The sequence below is a fragment of the Streptomyces sp. NBC_01317 genome (assembly GCF_035961655.1).
Lineage (GTDB): Bacteria > Actinomycetota > Actinomycetes > Streptomycetales > Streptomycetaceae > Streptomyces.
This window is the reverse complement of the sequence record NZ_CP108393.1, coordinates 3,187,814-3,206,055: the sequence shown is the minus strand read 5'-3', so window position 1 is coordinate 3,206,055 and position 18,242 is coordinate 3,187,814. Positions and strand designations below refer to the sequence as shown.

The window sequence follows — 18,242 nt, the reverse complement described above, 5'->3', positions numbered from 1 at the left end:
CCGAACGCCCCCCGCCCCAACGCTCCTTCTCCGAGGAGAGTGCGCCATCAACGCGTCCAGCCCTCCCGCCGTCGAACTGCGCGGCATCACCAAACGCTTCCCCGGTGTCGTCGCCAACAGCGATATCGACATCACCGTTCGCAGAGGGACCGTGCATGCCCTCTGCGGTGAGAACGGTGCCGGCAAGTCGACCCTGATGAAGATCCTCTACGGCATGCAGAAGCCCGACGAGGGGACCATCACCGTCGACGGCGCGCAGGTCAGCTTCGGCAGCCCCGCGGACGCCATAGCCCGCGGCATCGGCATGGTGCACCAGCACTTCATGCTCGCCGACAACCTCACCGTCCTGGAGAACGTCGTCCTGGGCGGCGAGAAGCTCCACGGCATCGGCTCCCGGGCCCGCAAGAAGATCCAGGAGATCTCGGACGCGTACGGCCTCGGGATCCGCCCGGACGTCCTCGTCGAGGAACTGGGCGTCGCCGACCGCCAGCGCGTGGAGATTCTCAAGGTCCTCTACCGGGGCGCCCGCACGCTCATCCTGGACGAGCCCACCGCGGTCCTCGTGCCGCAGGAGGTCGAAGCCCTCTTCGACAACCTGCGCGACCTGAAGTCCGAGGGCCTGACCGTCATCTTCATCTCCCACAAGCTGGGCGAGGTGCTGTCGGTCGCCGACGAGATCACGGTGGTCCGGCGGGGTACGACGGTGGGCAGCGCCGACCCCCGTACCACCACCTCCAAGCAGCTCGCCGAGCTGATGGTGGGCAGCGAACTGCCCTCCCCGGAGACCCGCGAGTCGACCGTCACCGACGTGCCCACGCTGAAGGTCGAGGACCTGAGGCTCACCGCGACCGACACCGACGGAGTCGTACGCGACGTCCTCGCCGACATCCGGTTCACCATCCACCAGGGTGAGATCCTCGGCATCGCCGGGGTCGAGGGCAACGGCCAGGCGGAACTGGTCGAGGCGATCATGGGTCTGCGCGACCCCGACGGCGGAGTCATCACCCTCGACGGTACGGACATCTCCCACGCGCCCACCCGTATCCGGCGCGAGAGTGGCATCGGCTACATCCCCGAGGACCGCCAGCGCCACGGCCTCCTGCTGGAGGCCCCGCTCTGGGAGAACCGCATCCTCGGCCACGTCACCGAGGAGCCCAACTCCCGGCGCGGTCTCATCGACGGCAAGGCCGCCCGCCTCGACACCGAACGGATCGTGCGCGAGTACGACGTACGGACCCCCGGCATCGAGGTCACGGCCGGCTCCCTGTCCGGCGGCAACCAGCAGAAGCTGATCGTCGGCCGGGAGATGAGCCACCACCCCAAGCTGCTGATCGCCGCGCACCCCACCCGGGGCGTGGACGTCGGCGCCCAGGCCCAGATCTGGGACCAGATCAAGGACGCCCGCCGCGACGGCCTCGCCGTCCTGCTCATCTCCGCCGACCTGGACGAACTGATCGGCCTGTCCGACACCCTGCGGGTGATGTACCGCGGCCGCCTGGTCGCCGACGCCGACCCCGCCACCATCACCCCCGAGGAACTGGGCTCCGCCATGACGGGTGCCGCCACCGGCCACCTGGCGCACGCCGTGCCCCCGCAGCGCGACGGCGGAACAAGCCACACAGCGCGCGACGGCGGCCCGGACGAGTCCGCGCCCGACAGCGAAACAGGCGAAACCGCGGGAGAGGCCCGATGAAGAAGCTCACCTCCCGGCTGGACAAGGAGCGGCTGATCCTCGCGGTCGGCGCCCCCCTGCTGGCCCTGGTCGCGGCGCTCGTCGTCACCGCGCTGGTCATCCTCGCCACGGGCAAGAACCCGTTCGAGGCGTTCAACGACATGCTGTCGTACGGCTCCGCCAGCGACAGCCAGATCTACATCCTCAACAAGGGGACGACGTACTACCTCGCGGGTGTCGCGGTCGCCATCGGCTTCCGGATGAACCTGTTCAACATCGGGGTCGACGGCCAATACCGCATGGCGGCCTTCGCCGCGGCCGTCGTCGGCGGCGCGCTGCACCTGCCGGCCCTCGTCCAGATCCCGGTCATCATCATCGTCGCCATGCTGGTCGGCGCCATGTGGGCCGGCATCGCGGGCATCCTCAAGACCTCACGCGGGGTCAGCGAGGTCATCTCGACGATCATGCTGAACTCCATCGCCACCGCGATCATCGGCTATCTGATCCAGCCCGAACGGCTCGGCCAGCTGGACGACGCGGGCACCCTGGTCTCCACCAAGCCGCTGCCGGAGTCGTCCTTCTTCTTCACCCTGGACATGGGCCCGGCCGGCCAGCTGTGGGGATTCATCGTCATCGCCGCGCTCGCGGGCCTCGCCTACTGGTTCGTCCTCGGCCGTACCCGCTTCGGCTTCGACCTGCGGGCCGTCGGCCAGTCCGAGTCGGCCGCCGCCGCGAGCGGCGTCAGCGTCAAGAAGATGATCTTCACCAGCATGATCCTCTCGGGCGCCATGGCCGGTCTCATCGGCATGCCGACGCTGCTCAACGAGAGCCACATGTACAGCAACGACTTCCCGCTGGGCATCGGCTTCACCGGCATCGCGATCGCGCTGCTCGGACGCAACCACCCCATCGGCATCGCCCTCGCGGCCCTCCTCTGGGCCTACCTGGAGCGCACCACCAACCACCTCGAAGTGATCGGCTACGACAAGGAGATCCTCGGCGTGATCCAGGGCGTCATCGTCCTCTGCGTCGTCATCGCCTACGAGATCGTCCGCCGGTACGGCCTGAAACGCCAGCAGCAGCGGGTCGGCGCCGAACTCGCCGCCCAGGCGGCCACGACCCAGAAGCTGGAGGTGGCCCGATGACCGCCACGACGACCGACACCCCGCCTCCCTCTCCCACGACGCCGAAGGCCCCGGGCGCCAAGCCCGCCCGGCGCAAGCTGACCCTCGCCCGGGTCCTGCTGATCGTCGCGGGCGGACTGATCCTGCTCTCCCTCGTACGGATCCTCACCGGCGCCGACCAGCTCACTTCGGCGGGCCAGATCAGCGCCTCGCTCGGCCTCGCCGTACCGATCGGCCTCGCGGGCCTGGCCGGCCTGTGGTCGGAACGCGCCGGAGTGGTCAACATCGGCCTCGAAGGCATGATGATCCTCGGCACCTTCGGGGCCGGCTGGATCGGCTGGCAGACCAACCCCTGGCTCGGCATCGCGGCCGGCGTCGCCTTCGGTGTCCTCGGCGGCCTCCTCCACGCCGTGGTGACCGTGACGTTCGGGGTCGACCACATCGTCTCCGGTGTGGCCATCAACCTCCTCGCGCTCGGCGTCACCCAGTACCTCGCCAAGATCTTCTTCAACGCCGGTGAGGCGCAGACCCTGGGCGGCAACCCCAAGCAGTCCCCACCCGTCGACTCCGTCCCCGACATCACGATCCCGGGCCTCTCCGACGGACTCACGTCGCTGGCGGGCCACCACTGGTTCCTGATCTCCGACCTCGCGGGCATCCTCGGCGGCGCGATCACCAACCTCTCCGTGCTGACGATCTTCGCCGCCGTCCTCTTCGTGGGCAGCTGGTGGGTGCTCTGGCGGACCCCGTTCGGGCTGCGCCTGCGCTCCTGCGGCGAGAACCCGGTCGCCGCCGAGTCGCTGGGCGTCAACGTCTACTCGTACAAGTACATGGCGGTCGCGATCTCCGGCGGCCTCGCCGGACTCGGCGGCGCGTTCCTCGCCACCGTGCCCTCGCACATCTACCTGGAGGGCCAGACCGGCGGCCGGGGATACATCGGTCTCGCCGCGATGATCTTCGGCAACTGGCGGCCCGGCGGGCTCGCCATGGGCGCCGGCCTGTTCGGCTTCTCCGACGCGCTCCAGCTGCGCAACGGCGGCGAGACCGTGCACGCGCTGCTGCTCCTGCTCGTGGTGCTGCTGGTCCTGCTCGCCGCGTGGAAGGCGTACCGGAAGGCGCGCTTCCAGGCGATCCTGAGCGGGGTCACGGCGCTGCTCATCCTGGTCTGGTACCTGGTCACCGACACCGTCCCCTCGGACTTCGTCGGCGCGACGCCGTACGTCGTGACGCTTCTGGTGCTGTCGTTGTCGGCCCAGCGGCTGCGGATGCCCAAAGCTGACGGCATGCGCTATCGAAGAGGACAAGGAAAGTGACGGCCGGCGGCGCGGCGGGAGCCGCGGGCACGCCGGAGGCCGACATCGACTGGACGGAGCTGCGGTCCGTCGCGCGGGACGCGATGTCCCGGGCGTACGTCCCGTACTCCGGCTATCCGGTCGGCGCGGCGGCCCTGGTGGACGACGGCCGTACGATCAGCGGCTGCAACGTCGAGAACGCGTCGTACGGCCTGTCGCTGTGCGCCGAGTGCGGACTGGTCTCCGCCCTGCACCTGACGGGCGGCGGCCGGCTCACCCACTTCACCTGCGTCGACGGCGCGGGGGAGGTGCTGGTGCCGTGCGGGCGGTGCAGACAGCTGCTGTACGAGTTCGGCGGCCCCGAGCTGGTGATGGAGACCCCGGCGGGCATCCGCACGCTGGACGACATGCTGCCGCAGGCGTTCGGCCCCGGGCACCTGGCCTGACCTCCGTCGGAGCGGGCCGCCCGCCCGCCCCACCCCCTGACCCGGCCCCGCCGCCGCCGCGACCCGGCGGCGCCGGGGCCGTACAACTGCGTACGACCGGTGTGCTGCCGCACACCCCACCGCTCCACCCCGCCCTCGCACACCTGTTGTGCCGAAAGGAACGCACGCCATGGACGTCATCTCCGTCATCCGCACCAAGCGGGACCGGGGCGAACTGAGCCCCGAGCAGATCGACTGGGTGATCGACGCCTACACCCGGGGCGAGGTCGCCGACGAACAGATGTCGGCGCTGGCCATGGCGATCCTCCTCAACGGCATGAACCGCACCGAGATCGCCCGCTGGACCGCCGCCATGATCGCCTCCGGCGAGCGCATGGACTTCTCCGGGCTGTCCCGTCCGACGGCGGACAAGCACTCCACGGGTGGTGTCGGCGACAAGATCACCCTGCCGCTCGCCCCGCTGGTGGCGGCGTGCGGCGCGGCCGTCCCGCAGCTCAGCGGGCGCGGCCTCGGCCACACCGGCGGCACGCTCGACAAGCTGGAGTCCATCCCCGGCTGGCGGGCGCTGCTCTCCAACGCCGAGATGCTGCACGTCCTGGAGAGCACCGGTGCGGTGATCTGCGCGGCGGGCGACGGTCTTGCCCCCGCCGACAAGAAGCTGTACGCGCTGCGCGATGTCACCGGCACCGTCGAGGCCATCCCGCTGATCGCGTCCTCGATCATGTCGAAGAAGATCGCCGAGGGTACGGGCTCGCTGGTCCTGGACGTCAAGGTCGGCTCCGGCGCCTTCATGAAGACCGTCGAGGACGCCCGTGAGCTGGCGGCGACGATGGTGGGCCTCGGCAACGACCACGGCGTCCTGACGGTCGCGCTGCTGACCGACATGGCGACCCCGCTGGGCCTCACCGCGGGCAACGCGCTGGAGGTCAGGGAGTCCGTCGAGGTCCTCGCGGGCGGCGGCCCGGCGGACGTGGTCGAGCTGACCCTGGCCCTGGCGCGCGAGATGCTCGACGCGGCGGGCCTGCGGGACGCCGACCCGGCGAAGGCGCTGGCCGACGGCTCGGCGATGGACGTCTGGCGCCGGATGATCACGGCCCAGGGCGGCGACCCGGACGCGGCCCTCCCGGTGGCCCGCGAGCACCAGGTGATCACGGCCCCGTCCTCGGGCGTCCTGACCCGCCTGGACGCGTACGGCGTAGGCGTAGCCGCCTGGCGCCTGGGCGCGGGCCGCGCCCGCAAGGAGGACCCGGTCCAGGCAGGAGCGGGCATCGAACTCCACGCGAAGCCGGGCGACCACGTGACAGCGGGCCAGCCGCTCCTCACGCTCCACACGGACACCCCGGAAAAGTTCGCATACGCCCAGGAGGCTCTGACCTCCACGTACGACATCGCCCCAACAGGCACCGCCTACGAACCGACTCCGGTTGTGCTGGAACGTATCGCCTGACCTGCGGTTTCCCCATTCGGGTGAACGGGACCGGTGGACCCCCACCGGTCCCGTCCGCCGTGCTGGGATCGGTGGCGGAACCAAGGAGGCCACCATGACCACACACCTGGACGACCAAGCCTGGGACTACCTTGTCCGTGTCTGGGAAGGCACGGGTGCGCCCGAGGGCTGCAAGGTGGAGATCGTCGAGGGCATCATCACCGTGTCACCCGGGCCGTCGAAGGAAGACACCTTCAGCGTTTCGCGACTCCATCGTCGTTTGGCCGGCGTTGTTCCCGAGGACTGGGAGATCACCCAGACGCAGGTAGTCGCCATCCCCGGTGTTGGTGGGCTCTACATGCCCGATCTCATGGTCATTCCTGCGCAGTCCATGACCGGGCCGGGCAACACTGTTCCGGCGGGCGAAGCACTACTCGTGGTTGAAATCACCTCTCGTGGAAACGCGAACCACGACCGAATCACGAAGGCGCACGGTTACGCCAAGGCTGAGGCCCCGCTCTACTTGCTTCTCGACCGTTGGCACACGGGGCGTCCGACCGCAACGCTCTACGGGGAGCCCGAGGCGGGTACGTACCGCGTCCTGGCATCCGTGGAGTACGGCGAGAAGCTGACCCTCCCCGAGCCGTTCGGCCTGACCATCGACACGGGTGAGTCTCCCGTCAACTGACAGCCCACCGCACAACACCCCGAGACCGCCGCGATGAGTTCCGGCTCCCGCGGCGGTCTCTCTGGTTGTGGATGCCACGAAACCGATCGTTCTTGTCGTCTCGGGCCGGCTCGGGCCCGGTGACGTGCCCCGGTTGTGTGACGAGCTGGTCGCTCGGCTGCGGGGGAGTGGGGCTACCGAGGCGGTCTGCGATGTCCGAGGTCTGGAGCGGCCCGGACTTGTCGCTGTCAACGCGCTCGCGCGGTTACAGCTCACCGCCCGGAGGCGCGACGTCCGGCTGCGGGTGCGGGGGGCCGATCGGGAACTGCGGCTGTTGGTGGACCTGGTGGGACTCGCCGACGTGGTGGGGCCGTACGGGGACCTGGACGACGATCCGTAGGGGGTGGGGGAGGAGTCGTACCGCGTGGGCCGGGCCGGACGGAACGGCCCACGCGGCAGCGCTACTCCTTCTCCAGCCTCGCCGGCAGGTCGAACAGCGGGAACCACCGCTCCGTGTCCAGGAACGAGTTGATGCCCGAGATCCGGCCGTCCACGATCTCGATGACCATCAGCGCCCACGGCGTATGCCCGTTGCCGTCCTCGGCCGGGTGGTAGTGCGCGAACGCCGGCGTGCCGTTGGCCACCGTCGGGATGAGGCGCGAGCCCCGGCAGACGGAGCCCACTCCGAGCATCCAGCCCACGATGTCGTCGTGGCCTTGCAGCCACAGGTCGTACGGCGGCATGGACAGCGTCGCGTCCTCGTGCAGGAGCGTCGTCAGCGCCTTCATGTCATAGCCCTCGAAGGCCGTGACATAGCGCTCCAGCAGCTCCTTCTGCTCGTCGTCCAGCGGATCCGCCGCGTCCGTCGACGCCGGCTCCGACTCGGCGATCGTCGCCCGCGCCCGCTGGAGCGCGCTGTTCACCGAAGCCACCGTCGTGCCCAGCAGCTCCGCCACCTCGCTCGCCTTCCACGCCAGCACCTCGCGCAGAATCAGCACGGCCCGCTGCTTGGGCGGCAGATGCTGGAGCGCCGCCATGAACGCCAACCGGATCGTCTCCCGCTCCACCGCCCGGTCGGCCGGGTCCGCCACCGAGGGCAGCACCCGGCCGTCCGGCACCGGCTCCAGCCACGTCACCTCGGGCCGCGCGTTGAGCTGCGCCTGGGCCACCGGCGTCGCGGCGGACAGGTCCATCGGCCGCGCCCTGCGGTTGCCCGCGTTCAGCATGTCCAGGCACACGTTCGTCGCGATGCGGTACAGCCACGACCTGAGCGAGGACCTGCCCTCGAACTTGTCGAAGCTGCGCCACGCCCGCACCATCGTGTCCTGCACGGCATCCTCGGCCTCGAAGGCCGAACCGAGCATCCGGTAGCAGTACCCCGTCAGCTCCGTCCGGTGTTTCTCCAGCCGGGAATCAAGATCCTCTGTTGTCGCGAGATCACTCATCGGGTCACCCCAGTCGCCCCCTTGGAACCAGTCCTTCGGAAGCTACCGCACCCCACTGACAATCGGCTCAGGTTCCCGGCTTACGGCCGTACACGAAGACGTCGTCACCGGTCTTGAGCAGCGACCAGTACTTCGAAGCCGCCGCCGTCGTCATGTTCACGCAGCCGTGCGAACCCGGCGGGTTCCACATGCTCACGCCCACCGAGTGGAACGCCTGGCCACCGTCGAAGAACTGGCTGTACGGCATGGGCACGTCGTAGATCGACGACACGTGGTTCTTGTCGCGCCAGCCGATCTTCTTGAGGCCGGTCCTGGTCTCGTACTTGTCGCGGCCGGTGCGCACCGGGACCGGTCCGTACACCAGTTTCTTGCCGTCCTGGATCCAGCTCAGCTGACGCGTCAGGTCGACACAGGCGATCCGGCCCTTGTTCGTCGGGCACTTGCCGGCCTTGTTGGGCGTCTTGCCCGCGGCCTTCTGCTTGTTCATGAGGTCCATCACGCCCCAGGTGACGGGCCCGGCGTAGCCGATCGTCGGCGTGATGCCGTGCTTCGACTGGAAGGCGCGGATGGCCTTGCAGTCGGCGGCCGACTGCTTGCCGTCCACCGGCCGGCCGAGGAACTTCTCGACCTGCTTCTGGTTCGGCCCCGTACTGGTCGTACAACTCGCCGCCTGCGCGGGGGTGCCGCCCAGTGCCACGGTCAACGGCACCACCAGCGCGGCGATCCCCGCCGCGACGGCCCCTCTGCGTCCGATACTTCCCATGGTCCCGCCCCGTCCGTCCTCGTACCTGCTCCGACATGGCTGTGTGCCGCGCCTTGTTGTAGCGCGTGTCAGGGAGATAGACGGACGAACGGTACGCGCAGTTGCACGCCCCTGTACGCCGATTCGGTAACAGGGACTCTTGGTCCCCAGGGGCCTCAGTGGCCCGCGAGCACCCGGCGCCGCTCCACCCGCGCGCAGCGCGACCCGTACAGCGTGATCGACACGACGCCCAGCACCGCCAGCAGCCCGAGCGCGACGGTCGCCGCCCAGCCCCCGGCGTGGAAGGCGATCGCGCCCAGCGTGCCGCCCGCGCTGCTGCCCAGGTAGTACGAGGACTGGTAGAGCGCCGACGCCTGCGCGCGGCCCGACTTGGCCGTACGGCTCACGGACGACGACGCGACCGCGTGGCCGGCGAAGAAGCCCGCTGTGATCAGTACGAGGCCGAGCAGGACCGCGGCGAGCGTGTCGGCGAGGGAGAGCAGCAGGCCCGCCGTCGTCGTGCCGACGGCCAGGTACAGCGCGCCGCGCCGCCCCAGCCGCCCGACGAGCCGGCCGGCCGCCGCGGAGGAGACCGTACCGACCAGGTAGACGACGAAGACCGAGCCGACCACGCCCTGCGGGAGGCTGAACGGCTCCGCCACCAGTCGGTAGCCGATGACGGTGTAGACGGCGCCGAACACCGTCATGAACAGCCCGCCGATCGCGTACAGCCGCAGCAGCAGCGGATCGGACAGGTGCCCCCGGACCGTCTTCGCCAGCGCCCCCGGGCTCAGCGTGCGGGAGGTGAAGTTCCTGGCCTTCGGCAGCATCGCGCGGAAGACCAGCGCGCAGGCGGCCGCCAGCAGCCCGACCACCGCCAGCCCCACCCGCCAGCCCCACGCCTGGGCGACCCAGCCGGTGAGGATACGGCCGCTCATGCCGCCGATGCTGTTGCCCGCGACGAACAGGCCGATCGCGGCGACCAGCGCCTTCGGCCGTACCTCCTCGGCGAGGAACGCCATCGCGGAGGCCGGCAGCCCGGCCAGCGCCGCGCCCTGCACGGCGCGCAGCGCCACCAGCCACTCCAGGTTCGGCGCGAACGGCACCAGCAGCCCCACCACCACGGCGACCGCCAGCGAGGCGGTCATCAGCGTCCGCCGGCCGAAGCGCTCGGAGAGCGCGCTCAGCGGCAGGACGAAGAGGGCGAGCGCGCCCGTCGCCGCCGACACCGTCCAACTGGCCTGCCCCGCCGTGACACCGAAGTCCGTGGAGATCGCGGGCAGGAGGGCCTGCGTGGAGTAGAGGAGGGCGAAGGTCGCGATCCCGGCGGCGAAGAGCGCGAGGCTCATGCGGCGGTAGCCGGGGCCACCAGGGGTGAGCTGTTCACCAGGGGTGAGGGAGGCGGACGGCGCTGCGGAGGCACCCGCGGTGACGGGTGCCTCGGTACTGACAGAAGGCATACGACGAACGTAGGCACTCGCCGCTCATGCGTCCAATGCGGGGAATGGCGATAATCGATCCCATGGTGCATCAGCCGAGATCAGACGGTACGCGAGACGCCCCGCAGGCCGATCTGGATCCCGAGTCCTGGCCGGCGCTGCTCGCCCCGCGCCTCGCGTACTTCGCCGGGGTCGCCCGCCACGAACACGTGACGCGGGCCGCGCAGGACATGGGAGTCCCGCAGTCCACGCTCTCCCGGGCGATGGTCAGGCTCGAACAGGACCTGGGGATCGCCCTGTTCGCCCGCAAGGGCCGTACGGTCTCGCTCACCCCCGCCGGCCGGGCGTTCCTCACCTCGGTCGAAGGCGCGCTCGCCGAGGTGGAGCGGGCCGCCGAGTCCGTGCGGGCCGACGCGGATCCGGAGTCCGGCAAGGTCGCGTTCGGCTTTCTGCACACCATGGGCTCGGAGACGGTGCCGGGTCTGATCCGGGCCTTCCGCGCGGACCATCCGCGCGTACGGTTCCAACTCGTCCAGAACTACGGCGAGGCGATGATCGAACGCCTCCGCGCCGGGGACCTGGACCTCTGCCTGACCTCACCGGTGCCGGACGCCCCCGACCTGGTCGCCCGGCGGGTCGACGTCCAGCGCCTGCGCCTGGTCGTCCCCGACGACCACCGGCTCGCGGGCCGCAAGCGTGTCCGGCTCGCCGAGGCGGCGGACGAATCGTTCGTCACCCTCGAACCGGGGTACGGGCTGCGCCGGATCACCGACGACCTGTGCGCGAAGGCGGGCTTCAAGCCGCGCGTCGCGTTCGAGGGGGAGGAGGCGGAGACCCTGCGGGGCCTGGTGGCGGCGGGCCTCGGGGTGGCCCTGCTGCCCCCGCCGGCGGTGGCGCGCCCCGGGGTGGTGGAACTGACCGTGACGGCACCGCGCGCGGTACGGGAGATCGGCCTGGCCTGGCTGGACGGGCACCCGGACACCCCACCGGTGGCGGAGTTCAAGCGCTTCCTCCTGTCCCGGCGGGGACAGATCCTCCCGGACTGACCGGACTGACCGGACTGACCGGACTGACTGGGCGGACCCGGGCGGACCCGGGCGGACCCGGGCGGACCCGGGCGGACCCGGGCGGACCCGGGCCGGGAGGACCCAGCCGGGAGCCAGCCCGCCGGAGGGCGACGTACGACGGCCGGGCGGCCCTCAGCGTTCGGCGCGCCGCCTCGGGGTGCGTGCCTCGGCCTCCGTGGCTTCGCGGGTGCGTTTGCCGATGGTCCGCGTCGGCGGCTTCCGCCGCTTCGACTTCGCCGTACCGGAAATGGCGCCGGGCGTGCGGTCGGTGTTCCTGCGGACCCTCTTGCCGGTGTTCCTGGCGGTACGGGACGTGTCCCGGCCGGTCTCCTCGACGTCTTCGACGTCCTCCTCGACGGCCTCTCCGGCTTCCTCCGCGAGGTCCTCGGTCTCCTCACCGATGTCCTTGCCCACGTCCCCGACCTCCTCGACGGCGTCCCCAGCCCCACGGGCGGCGTCCCCGGCGACCTCTTCGGCGCCTTCGACGGCGTCCCCGGCCACCTCGCCGGCGCCCCGGCCCACGTCGCCGACCGCTCCTCCGGCGCCCCGGCCCGCTTGCTGTACGGCTCCTCCAGCGCCTTCGCCCACGCCCCGGACCGTTTCTCCGGCGCCCTGGACGGTTTCTCCCGCGCCCCGGCCGACGTCCTGTACGGCTCCTCCGGCGCCTTCGCCGACCTCCTCGACCGCCTCACCCGCTCCGCGGCCCACGTGCTCCACGGCCTTCCCCGCTCCGCGCCCGACGCCTTCCACGGCACCGCCGGCGCCCTGCCCCACCTCTTCGACGGCTTCGCCCGCTCCCCGGCCGACGTGTTCCACCGCGCCGCCGGCCCCGCGCCCCAGTTCCCCGACCGCCTGCCGCGTGCCGGTGCCGACCTCCTGGACGGCGGACCCCACACCGCGGGTGATCTGCTCCAGGATCTGCGGATTCCGGTCGATCGTGGTCAGCACGCGCTGGAGAATCAAGGCCACGTGATGCAGCCGGACCTTGAGTTGCGCCTGTGCCTCCACGCCCTTGACGTCGAGTTCCACCCGGCCCAGTTCGACGTCCGCCCCGACATTCAGCCTGAGCAGATCGAGGACTTCGGCCTGGAGTGACACACTCGCCCGGAGATCCTGGACCTCCAGATTGATCTCCTCGATATTCAGCACCGGCACATCGAGATAGACGTCGGGTTCCTCGTCGGCCACCGCCTCTTCCCCGGCGGTCACGTCGCCCTCGATCTCGTCCTCGCTGTCGTCCACATAAGCCGCGGCTTCCTCGGCCTCTTCGGATTCGGCTTCCGCGACGTCCGGTTCGGCATTGTCGTACGTCTCTTCGGACGGTTCTTCGGCGTACCCTGCGTCTTTCCCCATGCCGGTAGCACATCCTCGGATCTGGCCCATTTCCCCTTGCAGCAATGGTCGCACGATCCTTGCCCGCCCGGAGAATGTCGCTCTATGTGAGAAGGAGTCGCACTCCGCTTGTCCGCCGCTCGGCTGAATGGCGTCGACCGCGCATGCCACGCACACTGGAAGGTGTTCGTACGGGGGACGCCGGTGTGAACGCGGCCGGGCCCGTTCGGGCGCGGAACGTCAAAAGCCGAGCGCAGACGAGGCATTGGAAGGTGGCGTACTCAATGGCGGAGAACAACAAATACGCGCTGGGCGCGGCGATCGTGGGCGGTTATGTGCTGGGCCGTACGAAGAAGGGGCGGCTCGCCCTGACGGCCGCGACGTACCTCACCGGCAAGCGAATGGGCCTTTCCCCGCGGCAGTTGATCTCCGGGGGAGTGAGCCGCCTCGGTGAGATCCCCCAGGTCGCGGAGCTCCAGGAGCAGGTACGTACGGAAGGCGCCCAGGCGGCCCGCAAGGCGCTCACGTCCGTGGCGGGCCGGGGCATGGGATCGCTCTCCGGTGCGCTCGGCGGTCACGGCCCCGGTGGCAAGGGCGGCAAGGACGAGGAGCAGGAGGAGGGGGACGAGGAAGAGTACGAGGACGAATACGAGGAGGGGGAAGAGGGGGAGACCGACGACGACGAGCCGGAAGAGGAGACGGACGAGGCGACGGGCGAGGAGACGGACGAGGAGCCGGAGGAGGAGCCGGACGACGAGGAAGAGGCCGAGGAAGAGCCTCAGGCGCAGCGCCGGCACACCCGCTCCCAGCGGCCTGAGCGGCCCGCGCCGAAGAAGCGGCAGCCCGCCCGGCGCGCCCCGGCGAAGAAGTCGGCTCCCGCGAGGAAGACAGCGGCGAAGAAGACGGCCGGCAGGAAGAGTGATGCGCCGCCCAAGAAGGCGGCGAAGAAGACGTCGTCGAACGCCGATCGCCGGAGGTAGTCAGCCATGGCGAAGACAGAGCAAGCGATTGCCCATCTCGGTGCCTCCGCCGTGGAGAAGGTACGGGGAGAAATCACGGGATTCGTCGGCACGCAGGTGGAACAACTCGCCGAGAAGGCCGGGGACAAGCTCACGGTTCTGACAGGTCAGTTGACAGAGATCGCGGAAAACGGTGGGAAGCTCCCCTCGATCGGCACCCTGGTCGGGCTGGGCGAGGCCCCGGTGAAGACACTGATCTCGAACAAGGCCAAGGACGTGAAGGACAATGTCGTCGACAAGGTGACCGGTGGCGGCGGGGGTGGCGGTGGAGGAGGCAAGGCGGGCGACACCAAAGTCACCAGTGTCATCGAGTCGTTGGACGTGGGCGTCCCGATCAGGACCGCCTACGACCACTGGACGAATTACGAGAAGTTCTCGGGATTCACCAAGGGCGTACGAAGCGTGTCGGCGGACGACGAGACGACAACCCAGTGGAAAGTGAAGGTGGGACCGTCGTCACGGAGTTTCGAGGCGACCGTTCTGGAACAGATTCCGGACGACCGCATCGTCTGGGAATCCGAAGGCGCGAAGGGATCCACCCATGGCGTGGTCACTTTCCACGAGCTGACGCCTTCGCTGACCAGGATCGTCCTGGTCATCGAATATTATCCCGCCGGCTTCTTCGAGAAGACCGGAAACCTCTGGCGCGTCCAAGGGCGCCGGATGCGTCTGGACTTCAAGAACTTCCAGCGGTACGTGACGCTCACCGACGAGGAGGCCGAGGGCTGGCGGGGCGAGATCCGCGACGGCGAAGTCGTCCGCTCGCACGAGGATGCCCTGGCCGACGAGGAGGACGACGACGCGTACGAGGACGAAGCCCCGGACGACGACGCCGATGCGGACGACGACGCCGACGCGGACGACGACGCCGAGGACGACGACGAACAGGCCGGGGAGTGGGAGGACGACGACGAGCCGGCGGAGGAGGACGAGGAAGAGGACGCGCGCTGAGTCCGTACCGCCCCCCCCCGGAGGCGCGGAGCCCTACCGCCGTAACGACCGCCCGAACCCCGCGGCCAGCGGCATCCGAAGGCCCAGCGGCGGCGGAGCCGCCAGCGCGTCCGCGACCGGGCGGGAGTAGGTCCGCGACAGCAGCGCGCCCAGGACGAAGTCCGTGGCCAGGGCGAGGACTTCGCCGTGGTGCTGGCGCAGCGCGTGGCCGTCCGAGTGGACCTCGAAGCGGCAGATGTCGCGGTTGGTCTTCTTGGCGCGCTCGGCCAGCCGGTAGGACAGTTCGGGATCGGTCCGCGCGTCGTTCGTGCCGTGCATGATCAGTACCTGGCGTCCCACCAGCTGCCGTACCGGCTCCTGTTCGCCCGCCACGTCGTCCTCGGGCAGCCAGGGCGCCATCGCCAGCACCGAGTTGACCGCCGGATGACCGGCGGCCCGCAGCGCCGCCCGGCCGCCCATGCCGTGCCCGACGAGGCACACCGGCACGTCGCCGTACCGCCGCAGGACCTCGTCCGCCGCCCAGCGGGCGTCCGCCGCGAGCCGCGCGTCCACGCCGTTCCAGCCGCGCAGGCCGTACCGCACGACGTGCACCACCAGCCCCTCGGCCGCCCCCGACCTGGCCAGCGACCGCGCGAGCGACATCACCCCCGCGTGCGACACGAGGGAAGGCCGCCGGAGCGAGACCGCGTCCCCCTCCGGGAGGACCAGCACCACCCCGCCCGTCGCCGATCCCGTGGGCGGCGGCAGTACGGCCCGCCCCAGCCGCGCGTGCGGCTCCCCGCGACCCGGCCGCCCCTGCCCGTCCCCACCCGCCATGCGCTCCCCCGGCCCGGGAACTGCCCGCTGTCCCATAACAGAACAGTCTCAGAAGGACAGGTGTACTCCACCCGTCCGCACGGTCACTGTTACGTATCGACCCCCGGTGATCTACGCGCGTAGGCGCTAGAGTGCGGGGATGACGAGCCAGACCTTCCGTCCGCCCACAGCCGACCAGATCCGCCGCGCCCCCAAGGTCCTTCTCCACGACCATCTGGACGGCGGGCTGCGCCCCGGCACGATCATCGACCTCGCCCGCGAGGTGGGATACGCGTCGCTGCCCGAGGACGAGTCCGACAAGCTCGGCCTCTGGTTCCGCGAGGCCGCCGACTCGGGTTCGCTGGAGCGCTACCTGGAGACCTTCGCCCACACCTGCGCCGTCATGCAGACCCGTGACGCGCTCGTGCGGGTCGCCGCCGAGTGCGCGGAGGACCTGGCCGAGGACGGCGTGGTGTACGCGGAGATCCGTTACGCCCCCGAGCAGCACCTGGAAGGCGGCCTCACCCTCGAAGAGGTCGTCGAGGCCGTCAACGCCGGCTTCCGGGAAGGCGAGCGGCGCGCCCGCGAGAACGGCCACCGCATCCGTATCGGCGCCCTGCTCACCGCCATGCGGCACGCGGCCCGCGCCCTGGAGATCGCCGAACTCGCCAACAGCTACCGCGACTCGGGCGTCGTCGGCTTCGACATCGCCGGCGCCGAGGCGGGCTTCCCGCCCACCCGCCACCTCGACGCCTTCGAGTACCTGAAGCGCGAGAACAACCACTTCACGATCCACGCGGGCGAGGCCTTCGGCCTGCCGTCCATCTGGCAGGCCCTCCAGTGGTGCGGCGCCGACCGCCTCGGCCACGGGGTGCGGATCATCGACGACATCGACGTCGCCGAGGACGGCGCGGTGACCCTCGGCCGCCTCGCCGCGTACGTACGCGACAAGCGCATCCCGCTGGAGCTGTGCCCCAGCTCCAACCTCCAGACGGGCGCGGCCCCCTCGATCGCCGAGCACCCCATCGGCCTGCTGCGGAAGCTGCACTTCCGCGCGACGGTCAACACCGACAACCGTCTGATGAGCGGCACGAGCATGAGCCGTGAATTCGAGCTGCTGGTCGAGGCGTTCGACTACGCGCTCGACGACATGCAATGGTTCACAGTCAATGCGATGAAATCAGCATTCATTCCTTTCGATGAACGACTGGCCATGATCAATGACGTGATCAAGCCCGGATACGCCGAGTTGAAATCCGAATGGCTGTTCCGGCAGACGGCTGTGACCAGCGAGTCCGTGGTCTGATCCACGGGAGTACGGGGAGCGGGGCGCCACCGGGAACACAGAATTCCCGTGGCGCCCCGGTGTTTGCGGGCGACGCGCGCGCTGGCTACCTTGCAGAGCCGCTCATATTCCCCCTCCCCCAAGGACGAAAACCCAGATGAAGCAGTCCGCTGTCAAGACTCTCGGTGTCGCCGCCCTCGGTGCCGCCCTCGCCGCCACCGCCGCCACGGGCAGCGCCTCCGCCGCGCCCTCCGTGCCCGACGCCGGTGGCGCGCTGGACCTCGTCTCCCGGACGCTCCCGTCGGAGGACATCGCCGAGCAGCTCCCCATGGGCGTCGACGGCGCGCTCCTCGCGGGCCGCAGCGCGCTCACCACCATCCAGCAGACGGCCCCGATCGCCGTCGGCGCGCTCCAGGCGGGCCCGGCCGCGGGCCTCCTCGGCGGCCTCCCGGTCAAGGGCGCCGCGATCTGAGGCTGCCCCTCGGAGGCTGACGCCCCTCGGCAGCCGGGTACGTGAAAGGGGCGCACACCCGTCGATCAGGGTGTGCGCCCCTTCCCGCGTGCCGGCGGCGGACCGTGCCCGCCGGGCGCCCGTCACCGGGCGCTCGCCTACCAGGCAGTGGTCGTCTTGGCCTGCTTCTCGCCGGGCAGAAACACCCACAGCGCCAGGTACAGCAAGAACTGGGGACCCGGCAGCAGACACGAGACCACGAAGATCACACGCATCGTGGTCGCGGAGGTGCCGAAGCGCTGAGCCAGCGCCGCGCACACTCCACCGATCATGCGTCCCTCTCGGGGGCGGACCAATGCGGCCATGATGAGCTCCTTCACGAGACCGTTCGGGAGTCTGTCCGTCGCAGCTCCCCTTCCTCTCCATGGTGCGCCCGGAAGGGGGTCCGCGCCTCGCTCTACGGGGCCACGCCGACCCTGGGAATCGTCGGGGTCGCCCCCTGAGACGCCTCCTCCCACGGGAGGGGTACCTGGTCATCCCCCCGTGACGAGGGGGTACGGGGGGTGTGGGGGTGCCTCCTGCGGCGCATCCGGGACCGGGTCGCCGGAACGACCGCCAGATGTGCGAGGGCCACCCCGGTCGTGTTCAGCAGCAGGGAGTCCACGTCGACGACCTGACCGGGCACCCCGGTCTGGAGCAGCTCGATCGCCAGCGAGATCAGCGCGCCCGCCGCGACCGTACGGGCCAGGGAGGCCCAGGGGGAGACGGCCAGCCGGCCGCCCGCGACCGGCAGCAGCACCCCGAGCGGGGCCAGCAGGAGCAGTCCCTCGGCGATACGGCGGAACGCCTCGACGGGACCGAGCGCGAGATCCGCCCTGATACCCGCGAAGGGTCGCAGGTTCGCCGCGGTGACCCACATGACATCGAGCGGGCGGAGCGTCAGCCACGCCACGACCAACAGATGCGTGACGAGGAGAACGAGCCCCGCCGTACGGATACGGATGACGGCACTGCCGTCCGGGCCTTGGCGCACGCATCCCAAGACGCCACGCCCGGGACGATCGGTTCCGCTCCGTACACGGGAAGAGC

At 70.4% G+C, this 18,242-nt stretch carries 19 protein-coding genes; 12 read left to right on the top strand and 7 right to left on the bottom strand.

What is annotated here, in order from left to right; translation table 11 throughout:
• Positions 1 to 76: 76 nt before the first annotated feature.
• From OG349_RS13425 to OG349_RS13395, 7 genes are all read left to right on the top strand, one after another.
• Positions 77 to 1,693, top strand: a complete 1,617-nt coding sequence (locus tag OG349_RS13425; protein ID WP_327238564.1) for an ABC transporter ATP-binding protein — start codon at positions 77 to 79, stop codon at positions 1,691 to 1,693.
• A complete protein-coding gene (locus OG349_RS13420) occupies positions 1,690 to 2,817 on the top strand; it encodes an ABC transporter permease (protein WP_327234835.1) in 1,128 nt (375 codons plus the stop codon). Before OG349_RS13425 ends, OG349_RS13420 begins: the two co-directional genes overlap by 4 nt.
• The gene (locus OG349_RS13415) at positions 2,814 to 4,109 is read left to right on the top strand and encodes an ABC transporter permease (protein WP_327234834.1); all 1,296 of its coding nucleotides are present in this window, start codon (positions 2,814 to 2,816) and stop codon (positions 4,107 to 4,109) included. The genes OG349_RS13420 and OG349_RS13415 overlap by 4 nt, the downstream gene beginning before the upstream one ends.
• Entirely contained in the window at positions 4,106 to 4,534 is a 429-nt protein-coding gene (locus tag OG349_RS13410) for a cytidine deaminase (protein WP_442806246.1), read from the top strand. The genes OG349_RS13415 and OG349_RS13410 overlap by 4 nt, the downstream gene beginning before the upstream one ends.
• Before the next feature lie 169 nt (positions 4,535 to 4,703).
• On the top strand, positions 4,704 to 5,981 hold the full coding sequence (locus OG349_RS13405; RefSeq protein ID WP_327234833.1) for a thymidine phosphorylase: 1,278 nt from the start codon (positions 4,704 to 4,706) through the stop codon (positions 5,979 to 5,981).
• A 94-nt stretch (positions 5,982 to 6,075) separates the two neighbouring features.
• Positions 6,076 to 6,648 carry a Uma2 family endonuclease gene (locus OG349_RS13400; protein ID WP_327234832.1) on the top strand — a complete coding sequence of 191 codons (573 nt, stop codon included), beginning with the start codon at positions 6,076 to 6,078 and terminating at the stop codon, positions 6,646 to 6,648.
• 67 nt (positions 6,649 to 6,715) lie between these two features.
• Entirely contained in the window at positions 6,716 to 7,027 is a 312-nt protein-coding gene (locus OG349_RS13395) for an STAS domain-containing protein (protein WP_327234831.1), read from the top strand.
• A 61-nt stretch (positions 7,028 to 7,088) separates the two neighbouring features.
• On the opposite strand, the gene OG349_RS13390 is transcribed toward OG349_RS13395, so the two are convergent.
• The 3 genes from OG349_RS13390 to OG349_RS13380 all read right to left on the bottom strand — a co-directional run bounded on the left by OG349_RS13390 (position 7,089) and on the right by OG349_RS13380 (position 10,274).
• A complete protein-coding gene (locus tag OG349_RS13390; RefSeq protein ID WP_327234830.1) occupies positions 7,089 to 8,072 on the bottom strand; it encodes a sigma-70 family RNA polymerase sigma factor in 984 nt (327 codons plus the stop codon).
• Between the two features lie 67 nt (positions 8,073 to 8,139).
• Positions 8,140 to 8,835, bottom strand: a complete 696-nt coding sequence (locus tag OG349_RS13385) for a L,D-transpeptidase family protein (RefSeq protein WP_327234829.1) — start codon at positions 8,833 to 8,835, stop codon at positions 8,140 to 8,142.
• Between the two features lie 155 nt (positions 8,836 to 8,990).
• Positions 8,991 to 10,274 carry an MFS transporter gene (locus OG349_RS13380; RefSeq protein WP_327234828.1) on the bottom strand — a complete coding sequence of 428 codons (1,284 nt, stop codon included), beginning with the start codon at positions 10,272 to 10,274 and terminating at the stop codon, positions 8,991 to 8,993.
• A 62-nt stretch (positions 10,275 to 10,336) separates the two neighbouring features.
• On the opposite strand from OG349_RS13380, the gene OG349_RS13375 reads away from it, so the two are divergent.
• Positions 10,337 to 11,299 carry a LysR family transcriptional regulator gene (locus tag OG349_RS13375; protein ID WP_327234827.1) on the top strand — a complete coding sequence of 321 codons (963 nt, stop codon included), beginning with the start codon at positions 10,337 to 10,339 and terminating at the stop codon, positions 11,297 to 11,299.
• Positions 11,300 to 11,452: 153 nt separating this feature from the next.
• Here OG349_RS13375 and OG349_RS13370 read toward each other — a convergent pair whose 3' ends face one another.
• Positions 11,453 to 12,673: a hypothetical protein gene (locus tag OG349_RS13370; RefSeq protein ID WP_327234826.1), complete on the bottom strand. Its 1,221-nt coding sequence runs from the start codon at positions 12,671 to 12,673 to the stop codon at positions 11,453 to 11,455.
• A 263-nt stretch (positions 12,674 to 12,936) separates the two neighbouring features.
• On the opposite strand from OG349_RS13370, the gene OG349_RS13365 reads away from it, so the two are divergent.
• Together OG349_RS13365 and OG349_RS13360 are read left to right on the top strand one after the other, a co-directional pair.
• Positions 12,937 to 13,632: a histone protein gene (locus tag OG349_RS13365; RefSeq protein WP_327234825.1), complete on the top strand. Its 696-nt coding sequence runs from the start codon at positions 12,937 to 12,939 to the stop codon at positions 13,630 to 13,632.
• Positions 13,633 to 13,638: 6 nt separating this feature from the next.
• Positions 13,639 to 14,622, top strand: coding sequence for an SRPBCC family protein (locus OG349_RS13360; protein WP_327234824.1), 984 nt, complete (start codon positions 13,639 to 13,641; stop codon positions 14,620 to 14,622).
• Between the two features lie 33 nt (positions 14,623 to 14,655).
• Here OG349_RS13360 and OG349_RS13355 read toward each other — a convergent pair whose 3' ends face one another.
• Positions 14,656 to 15,438, bottom strand: a complete 783-nt coding sequence (locus OG349_RS13355; protein WP_327238562.1) for an alpha/beta hydrolase — start codon at positions 15,436 to 15,438, stop codon at positions 14,656 to 14,658.
• A gap of 139 nt (positions 15,439 to 15,577) precedes the next feature.
• On the opposite strand from OG349_RS13355, the gene OG349_RS13350 reads away from it, so the two are divergent.
• Entirely contained in the window at positions 15,578 to 16,723 is a 1,146-nt protein-coding gene (locus tag OG349_RS13350; protein ID WP_327234823.1) for an adenosine deaminase, read from the top strand.
• 136 nt (positions 16,724 to 16,859) lie between these two features.
• Entirely contained in the window at positions 16,860 to 17,174 is a 315-nt protein-coding gene (locus OG349_RS13345; protein ID WP_327234822.1) for an ATP-binding protein, read from the top strand.
• A gap of 137 nt (positions 17,175 to 17,311) precedes the next feature.
• Here OG349_RS13345 and OG349_RS13340 read toward each other — a convergent pair whose 3' ends face one another.
• Positions 17,312 to 17,518: a PspC domain-containing protein gene (locus OG349_RS13340; protein ID WP_327234821.1), complete on the bottom strand. Its 207-nt coding sequence runs from the start codon at positions 17,516 to 17,518 to the stop codon at positions 17,312 to 17,314.
• A 92-nt stretch (positions 17,519 to 17,610) separates the two neighbouring features.
• Positions 17,611 to 18,186, bottom strand: coding sequence for a VanZ family protein (locus tag OG349_RS13335; RefSeq protein ID WP_327234820.1), 576 nt, complete (start codon positions 18,184 to 18,186; stop codon positions 17,611 to 17,613).
• Positions 18,187 to 18,242 lie beyond the last annotated feature (56 nt).

Bases quoted from the DNA above. Each gene is read 5' to 3' on its own strand.
- OG349_RS13375 (WP_327234827.1), top strand. From the start codon at position 10,337: ATGGTGCATCAGCCGAGATCAGACGGTACGCGAGACGCCCCGCAGGCC.
- OG349_RS13385 (WP_327234829.1), bottom strand. From the start codon at position 8,835: ATGGGAAGTATCGGACGCAGAGGGGCCGTCGCGGCGGGGATCGCCGCG.
- OG349_RS13415 (WP_327234834.1), top strand. From the start codon at position 2,814: ATGACCGCCACGACGACCGACACCCCGCCTCCCTCTCCCACGACGCCG.
- OG349_RS13345 (WP_327234822.1), top strand. From the start codon at position 16,860: ATGAAGCAGTCCGCTGTCAAGACTCTCGGTGTCGCCGCCCTCGGTGCC.
- OG349_RS13405 (WP_327234833.1), top strand. From the start codon at position 4,704: ATGGACGTCATCTCCGTCATCCGCACCAAGCGGGACCGGGGCGAACTG.
- OG349_RS13380 (WP_327234828.1), bottom strand. From the start codon at position 10,274: ATGCCTTCTGTCAGTACCGAGGCACCCGTCACCGCGGGTGCCTCCGCA.
- OG349_RS13350 (WP_327234823.1), top strand. From the start codon at position 15,578: ATGACGAGCCAGACCTTCCGTCCGCCCACAGCCGACCAGATCCGCCGC.
- OG349_RS13365 (WP_327234825.1), top strand. From the start codon at position 12,937: ATGGCGGAGAACAACAAATACGCGCTGGGCGCGGCGATCGTGGGCGGT.
- OG349_RS13360 (WP_327234824.1), top strand. From the start codon at position 13,639: ATGGCGAAGACAGAGCAAGCGATTGCCCATCTCGGTGCCTCCGCCGTG.
- OG349_RS13340 (WP_327234821.1), bottom strand. From the start codon at position 17,518: ATGGCCGCATTGGTCCGCCCCCGAGAGGGACGCATGATCGGTGGAGTG.
- OG349_RS13355 (WP_327238562.1), bottom strand. From the start codon at position 15,438: ATGGCGGGTGGGGACGGGCAGGGGCGGCCGGGTCGCGGGGAGCCGCAC.
- OG349_RS13420 (WP_327234835.1), top strand. From the start codon at position 1,690: ATGAAGAAGCTCACCTCCCGGCTGGACAAGGAGCGGCTGATCCTCGCG.
- OG349_RS13400 (WP_327234832.1), top strand. From the start codon at position 6,076: ATGACCACACACCTGGACGACCAAGCCTGGGACTACCTTGTCCGTGTC.
- OG349_RS13370 (WP_327234826.1), bottom strand. From the start codon at position 12,673: ATGGGGAAAGACGCAGGGTACGCCGAAGAACCGTCCGAAGAGACGTAC.
- OG349_RS13390 (WP_327234830.1), bottom strand. From the start codon at position 8,072: ATGAGTGATCTCGCGACAACAGAGGATCTTGATTCCCGGCTGGAGAAA.